Origin of the sequence: Nonomuraea sp. K271 (assembly GCF_009908215.1) — a bacterium.
Classification (GTDB): Bacteria; Actinomycetota; Actinomycetes; order Streptosporangiales; family Streptosporangiaceae; genus Nonomuraea; species Nonomuraea longispora.
This window is the reverse complement of the sequence record NZ_JAAAHR010000125.1, coordinates 13,610-29,112: the sequence shown is the minus strand read 5'-3', so window position 1 is coordinate 29,112 and position 15,503 is coordinate 13,610. Positions and strand designations below refer to the sequence as shown.

At 68.4% G+C, this 15,503-nt stretch carries 12 protein-coding genes; 2 read left to right on the top strand and 10 right to left on the bottom strand.

Annotated elements, in window-relative coordinates:
- The 4 genes from GUY59_RS33100 to GUY59_RS33085 form a co-directional block, all read right to left on the bottom strand.
- Window positions 1–742, bottom strand: a 742-nt coding sequence (locus GUY59_RS33100; protein WP_171055512.1) for a dipeptidase, incomplete at its 3' end; no start/stop codon positions are given.
- Between the two features lie 490 nt (window positions 743–1,232).
- The gene (locus tag GUY59_RS33095) at window positions 1,233–1,727 is read right to left on the bottom strand and encodes a nuclear transport factor 2 family protein (RefSeq protein ID WP_138204699.1); all 495 of its coding nucleotides are present in this window, start codon (window positions 1,725–1,727) and stop codon (window positions 1,233–1,235) included.
- 377 nt (window positions 1,728–2,104) lie between these two features.
- Window positions 2,105–3,118, bottom strand: a complete 1,014-nt coding sequence (locus GUY59_RS33090) for a hemolysin family protein (protein ID WP_138204697.1) — start codon at window positions 3,116–3,118, stop codon at window positions 2,105–2,107.
- Window positions 3,115–4,494, bottom strand: coding sequence for a hemolysin family protein (locus GUY59_RS33085; protein ID WP_138204695.1), 1,380 nt, complete (start codon window positions 4,492–4,494; stop codon window positions 3,115–3,117). The genes GUY59_RS33090 and GUY59_RS33085 overlap by 4 nt, the downstream gene beginning before the upstream one ends.
- 369 nt (window positions 4,495–4,863) lie before the next feature.
- Here GUY59_RS33085 and GUY59_RS33080 point away from each other — a divergent pair, with 369 nt between their 5' ends.
- Window positions 4,864–5,733: an ion transporter gene (locus GUY59_RS33080; protein WP_138204693.1), complete on the top strand. Its 870-nt coding sequence runs from the start codon at window positions 4,864–4,866 to the stop codon at window positions 5,731–5,733.
- A 216-nt stretch (window positions 5,734–5,949) separates the two neighbouring features.
- Window positions 5,950–6,933, top strand: a complete 984-nt coding sequence (locus GUY59_RS33075; protein WP_138204691.1) for a sporulation protein — start codon at window positions 5,950–5,952, stop codon at window positions 6,931–6,933.
- Between the two features lie 604 nt (window positions 6,934–7,537).
- Here GUY59_RS33075 and GUY59_RS33070 read toward each other — a convergent pair.
- Genes GUY59_RS33070 through kdpF form a run of 6 tightly spaced genes read right to left on the bottom strand, consistent with a single transcriptional unit; the run spans window position 7,538 to window position 15,498 of the window.
- Window positions 7,538–8,206 (bottom strand): response regulator, encoded by a 669-nt coding sequence (locus tag GUY59_RS33070; RefSeq protein WP_138204689.1) that lies wholly within the window; start codon window positions 8,204–8,206, stop codon window positions 7,538–7,540.
- 6 nt (window positions 8,207–8,212) lie between these two features.
- Window positions 8,213–10,744 (bottom strand): sensor histidine kinase, encoded by a 2,532-nt coding sequence (locus GUY59_RS33065; protein ID WP_138204687.1) that lies wholly within the window; start codon window positions 10,742–10,744, stop codon window positions 8,213–8,215.
- Window positions 10,741–11,601, bottom strand: a complete 861-nt coding sequence (locus tag GUY59_RS33060) for a potassium-transporting ATPase subunit C (RefSeq protein ID WP_138204685.1) — start codon at window positions 11,599–11,601, stop codon at window positions 10,741–10,743. The genes GUY59_RS33065 and GUY59_RS33060 overlap by 4 nt, the downstream gene beginning before the upstream one ends.
- Window positions 11,602–13,746 carry a potassium-transporting ATPase subunit KdpB gene (gene kdpB / locus GUY59_RS33055; protein WP_138204683.1) on the bottom strand — a complete coding sequence of 715 codons (2,145 nt, stop codon included), beginning with the start codon at window positions 13,744–13,746 and terminating at the stop codon, window positions 11,602–11,604.
- A gap of 1 nt (window position 13,747) precedes the next feature.
- Window positions 13,748–15,388 (bottom strand): potassium-transporting ATPase subunit KdpA, encoded by a 1,641-nt coding sequence (gene kdpA, locus GUY59_RS33050; protein WP_236667737.1) that lies wholly within the window; start codon window positions 15,386–15,388, stop codon window positions 13,748–13,750.
- Window positions 15,389–15,408: 20 nt separating this feature from the next.
- Window positions 15,409–15,498: a K(+)-transporting ATPase subunit F gene (gene kdpF, locus GUY59_RS50205; RefSeq protein ID WP_132336297.1), complete on the bottom strand. Its 90-nt coding sequence runs from the start codon at window positions 15,496–15,498 to the stop codon at window positions 15,409–15,411.
- Between the last annotated feature and the right edge of the window lie 5 nt (window positions 15,499–15,503).

Sequence of the window (15,503 nt, the reverse complement as noted above, 5' to 3'; positions counted from 1 at the left end):
CGGGCACGTTGGAGTGCTCGATGACGTCGAGGCAGGTGCGGTCGCCGGAGTGGGAGATGTCGATGGCCATGCCGAGTTTGTTCATGCGGGTCACGGCCCGGCGGCCGAAATGGGTCAGGCCGCCGTCGGTGGTCTCGGCCAGGCCGCCGCCGAGTTGGTTGGCCATCGAGTACGCGATGCCGATCTGGCGCACGCCGAAGCCGTACAGGATGTCCAGCCGGTCCAGCTCGTTCTCGATCATGGTCGCGGCCTCCAGGCCGGCCACGAGCGCCAGGCGCCCCGTCGCCTTGGCCTGCTCGATCTCGGCCACCGTGCGCGCCGGCACCACGAAGTCCTGCTTCGCCAGGTCGGCGAAGCGCAGGCCGAGGTCGTAGATGACGTCGTCCCACTTCCAGCCGTGCTCGCTGGTGACGCAGTTGGTGCCGTTCATGAAGTTGTCGAACAACGCGGTCATGCCGGAGCGCGCCAGGCCCTCGAAGCCGATCGCGTTACGGCCGGTCCTGTTGTAGTCGCGCAGCCGGGAGGGGTCCGCCGTGAGGATTTTCGGGTGCTCGTGCAGCGAGATCGCCATGTGGCTGGTCAGGATCCGGGTGACGCGCTCGGTCTGCTCCGAGGACAGTCCCAGGTCGTAGGGAGGGACCCGGCCGATTTCGGGCGCGAGGTCGAAGACCTTGTAGTCGGTGTGCGGCTCCAGGTAGCCGAATGATCGGTAGCCCTGATAGCGGGGGCTCGGGGGCTGCATAGGGGGGAGCTCCCATCAAAGAGGTTAGACCTTCAACGTTGGAGGTAGAATCTCTCATGCGTCGCAGCCGCCCACAAGCCCTCTCTTGTCGTTAACGCGAGCTGACGCGTAGCCGGCGCCGCAGCGGCTGCTCGACTTCGGCGTCGTACGGCGGGACCGGTTGACCGGTCCCGCCGTACGTTCTCAACGGGTCAACTGCTCCATCAGTCCGCCGTTCTGCACCTTCTGCGCGCTATAGGACAAAACTCTCTTGGGAACCCCCTCGGGCTGAGCGCCGCACTGCGTGCCTCCGGCCCGCTGGACCCTCCGTAGTCCAATGACGGCGCGTCGCAAATTCGCCGCAGAGTCCGTCGGTGGCTGGACCAAGGCCTTCACCGACCCCAGGTCGGCTCGCCTTCGGCGGCACCATCCTCGAAGCCAACTCACCCGAGATGTTGCGTTGCCGGATCAGCCGGCAGGACCACATCTCTGATGTGGCTCGTCCAGACGGTTACCGGGTTCCTTCCGCCAAGGGGGTGTTTCCGGCCTCTGGGTCGGCGGTGTCCCAGGTCACATGAGCCGAACCCGTCAGCGCAGTGGTGTCGAGGTACCTGGGATCGAGGACGCGCTCGGCGAACTTCCAGCCATCCGGGGTGCGCTGGTAGCGGTCGTGGAACAGGCCGTACATGACGACCGACCTGCCGTCGCGCTGGCGACCGAGCTCGAAGATGGATTCCCGGCCGGTCGCCGTGTCACCCTCGAGTTGGATCGTGCCCGGGTGCACGTTCTGCACCCAGAACTCCCACGCGTCCTGCAGCCGTTCGATACCGGCGCGGATCTCCTTCCGCCCGGTGAACTCGATGTTGGCCGGGGGGATCCGCCACACCGCGTCCTTGGTGAACAGCGACGCGAAACGGTCGTAGTCGCCGACCATCGCCGCGTCGACGTGTTCGCCCCGCAGCGCCTCGATCTCGACGCGGTCGGCGATAACCTGCAGATCTCTCATCGGTTTTCCTCTCTCCTGCGAACGTGATGGATGACGGCAGCGATCAAAATCGCGTGAGCGAAGACTTCGTCGTGGCGAACACTCGCCCTGGCCTCTCGGCGGTCGTGCTCACGGGCCTGCCTCCCAGTTCGCCGCGCCATCTGCCCCTATCCGTTCGACGAATGAGTCCGGCGCGTCGGGACAGCCGGCGAAAGTGAGACCGCACGGCTGCCTCAACCTCAGCGGCGATTCGGCATCCAGGGGGCAAGGCCGGGATGTGGCAGCGCCTGCATGAGGTGCCGCTACAGGCCATCACGAAGGTACGCGGCAGGCACGGCCGTCCCCCGACGGTTCTGCTGGCGTTCCTATTTCGTTTCCATCAGGTGGGCAGCGTGTGCTCACGTGGGGACGAGCAGGGTGGTCAGCAGGTCGTCGAGGCTGACGATGCCCTTGATGGCGCCGTCTTCGGTGCGGACAAGGGCGATCTGACTACGGGCGGCGCGCAGCCGAGCGACAGCGCTAGACACGGAGGCACCGGCCGGCAGGGTGGGGATTCGGTAGGCGAGGTTCCTGGCAGTGGTGGCGGTGCCGCGGCGGCGTGCGAGGTAGGCGTCGCGAATGTGCACGACGCCCAGTGGGTCGGTGGGGGTGCCGACGATCAGGCGGGAGCGTTGGACGCGCAGGCAGGCATCGATCACCTCTTGGCCGGTGGCGGTGGCGGGCACCGTGTCGATCCGCTCCGGCGGAATGATGTGTGCGGTGATGTCGGCGCTTGGGGCGCGCAGGACTTGGCTGAGCACGGCGTGGTCGTCGGCTTCGATCAGGCCGAGCCGGCGGGATTCGGCTACCAGGTGCTGCAGCTGCTCCGGAGTGCGCGGGTTGGCGCCTTCCTCGCGCGGGTGCACCTTGACCAGCCGCAGCAGCCCGTTGCTGACGGCGTTCAGAGCGCTGATCAGTGGGCGCACGAGCAGGGTGAAGCCGCGGAACGGCAGCGCAAGCAGGGTCGCCGAGCGTTCGGGATGGGCGATCGCCCAGGATTTCGGCGCCATCTCGCCCAGCACCATGTGCAGGAACGTCACGATGGCCAGCGCGATCACGAACGCGACCGCATGCGCGGCGGCCTCCGGCAGTCCGATAGCGTAGAAGAGCGGAGTGAGCGTGCCCGCGATCAGCGGTTCGGAGACCACGCCCAGACCGAGCGAGCACAGCGTGATGCCGAGCTGGGCGCCGGCCAGCATCAGTGACAGTTCCTTGATGCCTGACAGTGCCGCGGCGGCGGCCTTGCTGCCCTGGGCGGCGGCCTTCTCCAGTCGGTGGCGCTTGGCGGCGACCAGAGCGAACTCGGCCGCGACGAAGAAGCCGTTGCCGACCAGCAGCACAAGCGTCAGTGCCAGGCCGATGGACAGGTTCACGGCTGCTCCTTGCCATCGTGGCCGTCCCGACCATGGGGATCAGGGCTGTCGGACCGGTAGGGGGTGAGGCGGACGCGTTCGGGGACGTGTCTGTCCAGTGTCAACACTCTGATCCGGGTGTGTGTGGGCGCCTGCGGATCGAGGGTCGCCGGCAGATCGGCGGTGATGACGTCGCCGGGTACGGCGAAGCGGCCGAGCCGGTGCAGGATGAGCCCGGCCAGGGTGTCGTACTCGTCCTCGTCCGGCAGGTTCAGCTCGGTTGCCAAAGCGATCTCGTCGATGCGCAAGGCGGCGTCCAGCTCCCATTCGTCGCCGCGCCGGAGCACACGCGGCGACTCGGTGTCGTTCTCGTCGGCGATCTCGCCCACCAGTTCTTCGGCCACGTCTTCCCAGGTGACCAGGCCGGCCAGACCACCGTGCTCGTCGACCACGCAGGCCACTTCCTCGCCTCGGTCGTGCAACTGGCCTGCCAGATCAGGCAGGGACACGGAGAACGGCACGATCAGCACCTGACGGGCGATGCCGGCGATGCGGGTGGTGGCCGCCTCGGCGGGCGGTACGGCGGCCACGTCACGCAGGCTGACCACCCCCACCACGTCGTTCAGGGTGGCGCCGAGCACCGGGTAGTGGGTGTGGCCACGCGCGGCGATGAGCTCGTCCAGCTCGGCGACGGTGGCCGAGGTGGCGACGGCGATCACCTCCACGCGGGGCACCATGACTTCCTCGGCGGTGTGCTCGGAGAAGGCCAGGGCGCGTTCCAGCACGTCGGCCTGGCTGCCGGGCAGGCGGCCGTGGGCCTCGGACTCGCCGATGATGTGGCCGAGCTCTTCGAGGGTTGCGCCGTGGTGCAGCTCTTCGACGGGTTCGATGCCGACGGCGCGCAGCAGCTTGTTGGCTGCGGTGTCGAACAGCTTGATGACGGGCCCGGCGACCTTGAGGTAGATCAAGGTGGAGGAGGCCAGCGCCCGGGCCAGGGGCTCGGGCCGGGCCAGGGCGAGGTTCTTGGGCGCCAGCTCGCCGAGCACCATCTGGATGATGGTGGCCAGGGCGAAGCCGATCGCCAGCGCCAGCGCGTCCACCGCTCCTTGCGGCATGCCGAACGCCGTCAGTGCGGGGGCGATGAGTTCGGCCAGAGCGGGCCTGGCGATGAAGCCGACCACCAGCGCGGTGACGGTGATGCCGAGCTGGGCGCCGGACAGCATGAACGACAGCCGCTCCATCACCGCGACGGCTTTGGCGGCCTTCTTGTTTCCGGCCGCGGCCTGCTGTGACAGGGCGAGCCGGTCGGCGGTGACGTAGGCGAACTCCTGCGCGACGAAGTAGCCGGTAGCCAACGTGAGCAGGAGGATGGCCAGCAGGCCGAGCGCCACGCTCATCGCCCCCACCTCCGGCATCGCCGTCGGTCACGGGCCAGGCATCGCTGTCCGCGCGCGCGGAAGCTGTACGTGATCGGCCGGCTCCGGTCCGTTGACACGGACGCCACCACCATTCCCTTCGTGTCCTTGACCAGCGGGCGGCCGATGTGAGCGGCGCATGCGGGCAGGCCCGCCCGCATGCGCTGGATGGACGTTAGCCGATCGGCGCACGCCAGCCGCAACCGGGGCACATCATCCCAGGTAACGGGTGAAGGGTCCGCAAAGTGCCGGATGTGTTCGATGCCTCACGGCTACGCCGCTACCGGCTCCTCCTGCCCCCGCCTAGAATGATCATGGATCGGGGTCCTTTGAGCAGGGGAGCTATCGCAGTTGACGGGACAACAACGCGTTCGCGCGGTCCTGGAACACCGGCTCGTACAGCGGACGATCATTGCCATCATCGTGATCAACAGCGTCACCATCGGCATGGAGACCAGTTCCTATCTGATGGGGCGCGTCGGCGGGCTGCTGCACGCCATCGACCGGATCGCGCTGGCCGTCTTCGCCACCGAGATCGCCGCCCGGTTGTATGCCTATCGCCGTGCCTTCTTCGCCGACCCCTGGAACTGGTTCGACACCGTCATCGTCGCCATCGCGCTGGTGCCCGCCTCCGGCCCGGCCTCGGTGCTGCGCGCGTTGCGGATTCTGCGGGCATTGCGGCTGGTGTCGGCGGTGCCGAGCATGCGGCGTGTGGTCGGCACTCTGTTGGCCGCGGTGCCCGGGATGGCCTCCATCATCGGCCTGCTCGCTCTGATGATCTACATCGCGTCAGTGATCGCCACCATCCTGTTCGGCGAGGTCGTGCCCGAGCGGTTCGACGCGTTGCCGCGCTCGCTGTTCACCTTGTTCCAGATCATGACCGGTGACGAGTGGGGCACCATCGCGAAAGAGGTGATGGACCACAGGCCGTGGGCGTGGATCTTCTTCATTGTCTACATCCTGATGTCCACCTTTGTCGCCCTCAACCTGTTCATTGCGGTCGTGGTCAACGCCATGCACGAGAACGAGCCATCCCCCGCCGAAACGCAGACCCAGGCAGAACTGCAGGCGGTCAAGCAGGAACTCGCCGCGGTGAACGCCAAACTGGATCACCTGCTGACGCGTGACCTCCCCGCCTACGACGCCGGCACTGCGGCGAAACCACTCAGCGAAGCACCACCGGCCAACGGTCACGCACCACCACCCACCGGCCCCACGTGACCCCGTCGGCGGACTCCCGTTACGTGCACGGTCATGAACCAGGACCTCCCTCAGAACCCGCACCCCATGGGCAAACGTCGTATTTACGGCTCAACCGCCTCCTTTTGGGGCAACTCCCGGGGAAGATTCACCTCACCGCCGGAACCCGGCCCTCGCCTTGATCGTTTACGCGAGCGGCACGACCGTGCCGTCAGTCGTCGACAGGGAGAACAGATCGTGGTCTTCAAACGGATGCTGGGCGCCTTTGGCGTCGGAGCCCCCTCGGTGGACACCGTCCTGACCACAGCGCGAATCCAGCCGGGCGGCGTGCTGTCCGGCGAAGTGCGCCTACAAGGCGGCGACTTCGACGCGGAGATCGAGCACATCACCCTCGGCCTGGTCGCCCGGGTCGAGATCGAGCACGGCGACGGCGAGGGCGCCGGGCTCGGCGAGTTCTCCCGCGCCCAGGTGTCCGGCCCGTTCGTCCTGCGCAAGGGCGAGGACAAGCTGATCGACTTCCGCATCCCGGTGCCGTGGGAAACGCCGATCAGCGAGATCGGCGGGCAGCATCTGACCGGCATGGCGCTGGGCGTACGCACCGAGCTGGCCATCGCCAAGGCCGTCGACAAGGGCGACCTGGACGAGGTGGCGGTCGAGCCGCTGCCCTCACAACTGCGCATCCTGCAGGCGATGCTGGACCTTGGCTTCCACTTCAAGTCCGCCGACCTGGAAGTCGGCCACCTGTACGGCGTGCACCAGGAACTGCCGTTCTACCAGGAAATCGAGTTCTACCCGCCCGCCCAGCACCATGGGGTCGTGGGGGAGGTCGAGCTCACCTTCGTCGCCGGCCCCCACGGGCTGGAAGTGATCCTGGAGGCCGACAAGCGTGCCGGCCGCTACTCCGGCGACGCCATCGGCCGCTTCGCCATCAGCCACGACGAGGCCATGCACACCGACTGGCCCAGCGAGCTCGACCGCTGGCTGTCCGGCCTCACCCAATACGGGCACAGCAGCCACCACGGCGGGTACGGCCACGGCGACCACTACGGCGACCACCATGACGGCTACGGCCACCCGCAGCACCATGAGCATCGCAGCGGTCCGGGCTGGGGAACGGTCGCTGCGGCCGGCGCCGCAGGCGTCGTCGGCGGCCTGGTGGCGGGCGAGGTCGTCGAGGAGGTCTTCGAGGGCGACGAGGAAGAAGACGAAGGAGACGACTGATAGAGCACCACACTATGGACGGCCCGCCACCGTGCCAGGTGCATGCCTGATGGGCGACCAGTAGCGCGTGGATGATCTGTTCGCCGCGGAGAAGGACGGCGAACAGATCACCCCCAGAGGCGTCACGACTCCGGCGCCTGGAGGCATGCGATCCGGGGCAGTCGTTCCAACGTCCTTCTCTTCCTCGGCGATGACCACCACGCGCCGTTCACGTACGGCGGTGATGACCTCAGGCAGACGGCAGTGGTGGCCACAGGGCGGACATGGGCAGGTCGAGTGCCGCCAGGATGCCCGGCGTGGGGCACGTCGCCCCGCCGTGGCAGGTGATCAAAACCACGCCCTGAGCGGTGACGCCGACGGAGAGCGACGGGTGCCGGTCCTCGTGGGCCGGGCAGCGGGCGCTTTTCTGGGTCAGGGAACCGCGGGGCGCGTAGCCGGTCCTGTCGTAGAGCCAGAGCGAACGGGGTGGTCATGGGCAGGCCTTGCCGGGTACGGAAGACGGAGGCACGGCGGTCGAGACCCTCGATCGTCGTGGCTCGGTTCTCGCCCCAGACCACCCAGCGCCGCGGCTCGCCGTGGCGAGGAGAAGTCCGGCGCGGAGGTGTCATGGGGTGTAGCGGTAGCCCATGCCGGGTTCGGTGATCAGGTGCCTGGGATGGGAGGGGTCGCGTTCGAGTTTCTTACGGAGCTGGGCCATGTACTGGCGCAGGTAGTGGGTCTCCTTGACGTGTTTGCTGCCCCACACCTCGGTCAGCAGGTAGCGCTGGGGGATGAGCTTTCCGGGGTTGCGGAGCAGGATTTCCAGGATGTGCCATTCCGTGGGGGTGAGCCGTATGCCTGGTGAGACGGTCTTGCGGGTCAGGTCCACGGTGTGGTCGCCGATCTCGATGCTGGCCAGTTCGGCCTCGTGGACGGTGGCTCGGCGGGCGACGGCGCGGATGCGGGCGAGGAACTCGTCGATACCGAACGGCTTGGTGACGTAGTCGTCGGCTCCCGCGTCCAGGGCTTCGATCTTGTCGGCGCTGCCGGCCCGACCCGACAGGACGACGATGGGGACCTTGGTCCAGCCGCGCAGGCCGTGGATGACGTCGATGCCGTCCATGTCGGGCAGCCCGAGGTCGAGGACGACGAGATCGGGATGCCATTCGGCGGCTTCACGCAAGCCGGAGCCGCCGTCGGCGGCGACCGCCACCTCATAGTGGCGGGCGGCCAGGTTGATGCGCAGTGCGCGCAGGATCTGCGGCTCGTCGTCGACGACGAGGATCTTGGTCATGGAGAGTCACCGCCCGGAGTCGATCGGCATTCTGATGATCATCGTGAGTCCGCCTCCTGGTGTCTCTTCGGGAATGAGGGCACCGCCCATGGCCTCGATCAGCCCACGTGACAGCGCGAGGCCGAGGCCGACGCCGGTGCCGTTGTCGCGGTCGCCGAGCCGCTGAAACGGCAGGAAGACCCGCTCGTACGCCTCAGGCGGGATGCCGGGGCCGCGGTCGATGACGCGGATCTCCACCTGGTCGTCGTGCCAGCTGGCGGTGACGATGACCTGCTGCGCGGGCGGGCTGTAGCGGACGGCGTTGCTCATCAGGTTGACCAGCACTCGTTCGAGCAGAGCCGGGTCGGCGACGATCTCGGGCAGGTCGACGGGGACGTCGTCCTCGACCCGGTCGCGCAGCGGCCCGAGGTCGTCGATGGCGTGGGGGACGACCTCCTCCGGGGCGAGCGGCTGGAGGGAGAGCCCGAGCGCGCCGGCCTGCAGGCGGCTCATGTCGAGCAGGTTCTCCACCAGCCGGTCCAGCCTGGCCAGGGACTCGTCGGCGGTGGCCAGCAGCTCCTCGCGGTCCTCCGGAGTCCAGTCGACGTCGTGGCTGCGCAGGCTCTCGACAGCGGCCTTGGCCGCCGACAGCGGGGTGCGCAGGTCATGGCTGACGGCCGCCAGCAGCGCGGTGCGCATCCGGTCGGCCTCGGCCAGCGGCTCGGCCTGTTTCGCCTCCCGTTGCAGGCGTTCCTGGCGCAGCGCGACGGCCGCCTCGGCGGCGAACGCCTCCAGCACCCGCCGGTCGCTGGCATCCAGCAGCCGTCCCCGCGCGGCGAGTACCAGTTGGTCACTGATGGTCACGTCGCTGTCGGCCGCGGCGGGGGTGGTGCAGGGTGTGGAGCCGGAGGTGGCGATGATGCGCCAGGCGCGGGCTTCGAATCGGTCGTCCGGCGTGGGCTCGCCGACGCGTTCGAGCAGGGTGACCGAGTCCAGGGCGAATGTCTCGCGCAGTCGTCCGAGCAAGGAGGACAGCGCCGCCTCGCCGCGCAGTACGTGCCCCGCCAGGGTGGACAGCGTCGCGGCGTCGGCTCGGGCGCGGGCCATCTCCCGGGCACGCCGGGCGGCCAGGTCGACGATCGCGCTGACCGCGGTCGCCATCAGGACGAACACCACCAGGGCGAGAAGGTTCTCTGGGTCCTCAATGGTCCAGGTGTACAGGGGAGGAGTGAAGAACCGGTTGAGCAGGAGGAAGCCGCCGACCGCCGCAGTGATCGCCGGCCACGTTCCGCCGATGAGCGCGACTCCGATGACCAGGCTCAGGAACAGCAGGATCTCGGTGGGCAGCGAGAGCACGTCGCGAAGCGGGGCGAGCGCGGCGGTCAGCAGTGGCAGGCCCGCCACCGTGACCGCCCAGCCGGCCAGCCTGCGCTTCCTGGTGAGCGCGGCCCGGGAGCGCTCGGGGTGGCGGCGGCCCTTTTTGGCCTCCTCGTGGGTGACCAGGTGGACATCGATGGGGCCGGACCGGGCCGTGGTCTCGACCCCGACGCCACGGGAGAAGATCTGGGCGAAGCGCCTCCTTCTCGACGCTCCCAGTACGAGCTGGGTGGCGTTGACGCCACCGGCGAAGTCGAGCAGGGCCCGCGGGATGTCGTCGCCGACGACCTGGTGGTAGGTGCCGCCCATGCTTTCGACCAGGGCGCGCTGGCGGGCCAGGTTAGCCGGGTCGCCGCCGTCCAGCCCGTCGGCGCTGGTGACGTGGACGGCCAGCAGGTCGGCACCCTTCGTGCGGGCGGCGATGCGGGCGGCCCGGCGTACCAGCGTGTCGCCTTCCGGGCCGCCGGTAAGCGCCACCACCACGCGCTCGCGCGCCTCCCAGGTGCTGTCGATGCCGTGGTCGGCGCGGTAACGGTCGAGCTGCTCGTCGACCTTGCCGGCGGCCCAGAGCAGGGCAAGTTCGCGCAGCGCGGTCAGATTACCCACCCTGAAGTAGTTGGACATCGCGGCGTCCACCTTCTCCGGGGCGTAGACGTTGCCGTGCGCCAGGCGGCGGCGCAGCGCCTCAGGGGACATGTCGACCAACTCGATCTGGTCGGCTCGCCGCACCACCTCGTCGGGAACGGTCTCGCGCTGCGGCATGCCGGTGATCTCCCGCACGACGTCGTTGACCGACTCCAGGTGCTGGATGTTCACCGTGGAGACGACGTCGATACCGGCGTCGAGGATGTCGTCGATGTCCTGCCAGCGCTTGACGTTCTTCGAGCCGGGCACGTTGGTGTGGGCCAACTCGTCGATCAGCGCCGCCTTCGGCGCGCGGGCGATGACGGCGTCCACGTCCAACTCGGTGAAGGTGGCCCCGCGGTAGGCCAGCGTCTTGCGGGGGATCACCTCCAGGCCCTCCAACAGGGCGGCGGTGCGGGAGCGGCCGTGGGTCTCGACGAACCCCACGACCACGTCCCGGCCGCGCTCACAGGCCCGGCGGGCCTCGCCGAGCATCGCGTACGTCTTGCCCACCCCGGGTGCCGCCCCAAGGTAGACCCGCAGGCGACCCCTTTTCATGAGCGGTCGAGTGCGAGGTTGAGTTCGAGCACGTTCACCGCCGGCTCGCCCATGAAGCCGAGCGCCCGACCGACGGTGTGCTCCTTGATGAGCTGCTCGACCCTGGTCCGGTCGAGGCCGCGTTCCGTGGCCACGCGAGGCGCCTGCAACCCGGCGTAGGCCACGGAGATGTGCGGGTCGAGGCCGGAGGCGCTCGCCGTGACCGCGTCGGATGGCACGGCCGGCGTTCCCGCGTCACCTCTGACCGGCACGGTCTTTCCGGCCGCGTAGTCCTCGCCTGGCCTGGCGCACTCCACCTTCAGGCCCTGGTACGCGGTCACGAACGGGGTGGCCGGGCAGGCCTGGTTGACGCTCACGGCACGGTCGGGGAACACCTTGAGCACCGCGCCGACCCCGTCCGGGGTGCAGTACGGGCGGGCGCCGCTGACGCCTTCCAACTCGCCGACCGCCTTGGAGCGGGTACAGACCTTGGTGAGCAGCGACTGCTTGCCCTCATCCAGGTCGCCCTCCTCGTCCTTGGCGCCCGGCACCGGCAGGGTGTCCACGATGTCCTCTGGACCCAGGTTGCTGGCGCTGGTGGAGGTAGGGTCGTAGCCGTCGCCGGCCGCCGACGGGCGGGACTGGAAATACCTGCGGATCGGGTCGCCGTCGGCGTCGGTGAAGGACTGGCCGATGAGCGCGCTGCCCACGGACTTGCCCTCCTTCTCGATGATCGAGCCATTGGCGTGGTCGTTGAACAAAGCCTGGGCGACGCCGGTGGTGACCAGCGGGTAGACGATGCCGAGCAGCACGGTCAGGACGGCAACCGCTCTGAGCGCGGTCACGTGCTGGCGAACCCAGCTTGGCAGACGTTCCATTTATGACATCCCCGGAAGCAACTGGATCAGAAGGTCGATGAGCTTGATGCCGATGAAGGGCGCGACGACGCCGCCGAGGCCGTAGACGTACAGGTTGCGGCTGAGCAGCTTGGACGCGTTGGAAGGCCGGTAACGGACGCCGCGCAGAGCGAGCGGGACCAGCGCGATGATGACCAGCGCGTTGAAGATGACCGCGGACAGGATCGCGGACTGGGGGCTGGACAGGCGCATGACGTTGAGCGCGTCCAGGCCCGGGTAGACCGCGGCGAACATGGCCGGGATGATCGCGAAGTATTTCGCGATGTCGTTGGCGATCGAGAACGTGGTCAGCGCGCCGCGCGTGATCAGCAACTGCTTGCCGATCTCGACGATCTCGATGAGCTTGGTCGGGTTGGAGTCGAGGTCGACCATGTTTCCGGCCTCCTTGGCGGCCGAGGTGCCGGTGTTCATGGCGACGCCGACGTCGGACTGGGCCAGGGCTGGGGCGTCGTTGGTGCCGTCGCCGGTCATCGCGACCAGGCGGCCGCCCTCCTGCTCCCTTTTGATCAGGGCGAGCTTGTCCTCGGGGGTGGCCTCGGCCAGGAAGTCGTCCACGCCGGCCTCGTCGGCGATGGCCTTGGCGGTCAGTGGGTTGTCGCCGGTGATCATGACGGTGCGGATGCCCATGCGGCGCATCTCGGCGAAACGTTCCCGCATTCCCTTCTTGACGACGTCCTTGAGGTGGATCACGCCGAGCACGCGGCCCTTCTCCGCGACCACCAGCGGGGTTCCACCGGAGGCGGAGATGCGGTTCACCAGGTGACCCACCTCGTCGCTCGTGTGGCCTCCGGCATCGTGTACCCACTTCATCACCGCGGTCGCGGCGCCCTTGCGCACCGCATGGCCGTCCAGGTCTGACGCACCCGAGTCCGGCGCAAGGTTGACCCCGGACATGCGGGTCCGGGCGGTGAACGGCACCCATTCAGCGTGTGCCAGCTCGCCCGGTCGGCGCTCGCGCAGGCCGTAGCGCTGCTTGGCGAACACCACGATCGAGCGGCCCTCGGGAGTCTCGTCGGCCAGGCTGGACAACTGCGCCGCCTCTGCCAGGTCCGCCTCGCTGACCCCGTCCATCGGGACGAATTCGTCGGCCTGCCGGTTGCCGAGGGTGATGGTGCCCGTCTTGTCCAGCAGCAGTGTGGACACATCACCGGCCGCCTCCACGGCGCGTCCGGACATCGCCAGGACGTTGCGCTGCACGAGGCGATCCATGCCGGCGATGCCGATGGCCGACAGCAGCGCGCCGATCGTGGTCGGGATCAGGCAGACCAGCAGGGACACCAGCACGACGCCGGTGACGCCGTTGCGGTCGAGGGCGAGGGAGTCGGGGACGCCGGGGTTGACGGCCTTGGAATAGATGGCGAGGGGCTGCATGGTGACGGTGGCGACAAGGAAGACGATCGTCAGCGCGGCGAGCAGGATGTTGAGCGCGATCTCGTTCGGCGTCTTCTGCCGGTTCGCGCCCTCGACCAGCGCGATCATACGGTCGATGAAGCTCTCGCCCGGCTTCTGCATGATCTTGACGATGATCCGGTCGGACAGCACCTTCGTGCCGCCTGTCACGGCGGAGCGGTCGCCACCGGACTCGCGGATGACCGGCGCCGACTCGCCGGTGATGGCCGACTCGTCCACGCTGGCGATGCCCTCGACCACGTCGCCGTCACCGGGGATGACCTCGCTGGCCTCGACGATCACGTGATCGCCCTGCTGCAATTCGGGGGCGCGTATGACGTCCCACTGGCTGGGGTCCTCCGGGTTCTTCAGCCGACGGGCCTGGGCGTCGGTCTTGGCCTTGCGCAGCGTGGCGGCCTGTGCCTTGCCGCGACCCTCGGCGATGGCCTCGGCCAGGTTGGCGAAGACCACGGTCAGCCACAGCCACACCACGATCGCCCAGGCCAAGAAGGACGGGTCGAAGACGGCGAGCACGGTGGTGAAGACAGCGCCGATCTCCACGATGAACATCACCGGGTTGCGCCACAGGGTGACCGGGTTGAGCTTCTTCAGCGTGTCCGGCAGTGAGACGATCAGCTGTCTCGGGTCGAGCAGGCGGCCGCCCACGCGGCCGTTCGCCTTCTCCGGTGCCGGCCGTTCCAGTACGGGAGTTGACATGTCAGGACAGTCCTTCTGCGATGGGTCCGAGCGCGAGCGCTGGGAGGAAGGTGAGAGCGACCAGGAGGACGGTGACCCCGATGACCAGGCCGACGAACTGCGGCCGATGCGTCGGCAGCGTGCCCGCGCCCTCGTGGACCGGCGCCTGCGCGGCCAGCGACCCGGCCAGCGCCAGCACCAGGATCATCGGCAGGAAACGGCCGAAGAGCATGCACAGGCCGAGCGCTACGTCGTACCAGGGGGTGTTGACGGTGAGGCCGGCGAAGGCCGAGCCGTTGTTGTTCGAGGCGCTGGTGAAGGCGTAAAGGACCTCGGACAGGCCGTGCGGGCCCGTGTTCAGCATGCTCGCCCGCTGCTCGGCCAAGCCCATCGCGAACGCGGTGCCGACCAGCACCAGCACCGGCGTGACCAGGAAGTACAGCGAGGCCAGCTTGATCTCGCGGGCGCCGATCTTCTTGCCCAGGTACTCGGGGGTGCGGCCGACCATCAGGCCGGCAACGAAGACCGTGATCACGGCCAGGATGAGCATGCCGTACAGACCGGCGCCGACCCCTCCGGGCGCGACCTCGCCCAGCATCATGTTCAACAGCGTCATCATGCCGCCGAACGGGGTATAGGAGTCGTGGATGGAGTTCACCGCGCCGGTGCTCGTGAGGGTCGTCGAGGCGGCGAAGGTCGCCGAGTTCGAGACGCCGAAGCGCAGCTCCTTACCTTCCAGCGCAGCGCCCGCCGCCTGCGGCACGGTGGCGTTGCCGGACAGCTCGAAGACGTTCGTGAGCAGCACGCTCGCCAGGGCCAGCACGCCCATCACCGCGAGGATCGCGTAACCCTGCCGTACCTGGCCGACCAGCTTGCCGAACGTGCGCGTGAGCGAGAACGGGATCACCAGGATCAGGAAGATTTCGAACCAGTTGGTCCAGCTCGTCGGGTTCTCGAAGGGGTGGGCTGAGTTGGCGTTGTAGAAGCCGCCGCCGTTGGTGCCCAGCTCCTTGATGACCTCCTGGGAGGCGACCGGCCCACCGGTGATCCCCTGCGTGCCGCCGGTCAGCGTGCCCACCTCCTGGACATCCGAGAAATTCTGGACCAGGCCGCCCGCCACCAGCACCAAGGCGCCGGCGAACGCGATCGGCAGCAGGACGCGCAGCGAGCCGCGGACCAGGTCCACCCAGAAGTTGCCGATCGTGCTCGACCTGCGGCGGGCGAACCCGCGTACCAGCGCCACCGCGACGGCCATGCCGACCGCGGCCGAGACGAAGTTCTGCACCGCCAGCGCGGCCATCTGGGTCAGGTGGCCCATCGTGGACTCGCCCGAGTACGCCTGCCAGTTGGTGTTGGTGACGAAACTGATCGAGGTGTTCCAGGCGATGTGGTCGGTGACCGGTTCCATGCCCAGGCTCAGCGGCAGCTTGTTCTGCAGGCGCTGGACGCCGTACACGACGAGGATCGAGATCACTGAGAAGGCCAGCAGGCTGCGCGCGTAGACGGGCCAGCTCTGCTCCATGTCGGCGCGCACGCCGAGCAGCCGGTAGACGACCCGTTCGACCCGGTTGTGGCGGGACGTCGAGTAGACGCGGTACATGTGGTCGCCGAACGGCTTCCAGACTAGGGCCAGGGCGGCGATCAGGGAGACGATGAAGATCATCCCTGCGGGGGTCGCACCCATCAGAAACGCTCCGGGAACAACAGGGCCGCCACCATGAAGACCACGAGACCGGCGACCACGACGAGACCGGTGGTGTTGACGGCGCTCACAGCCG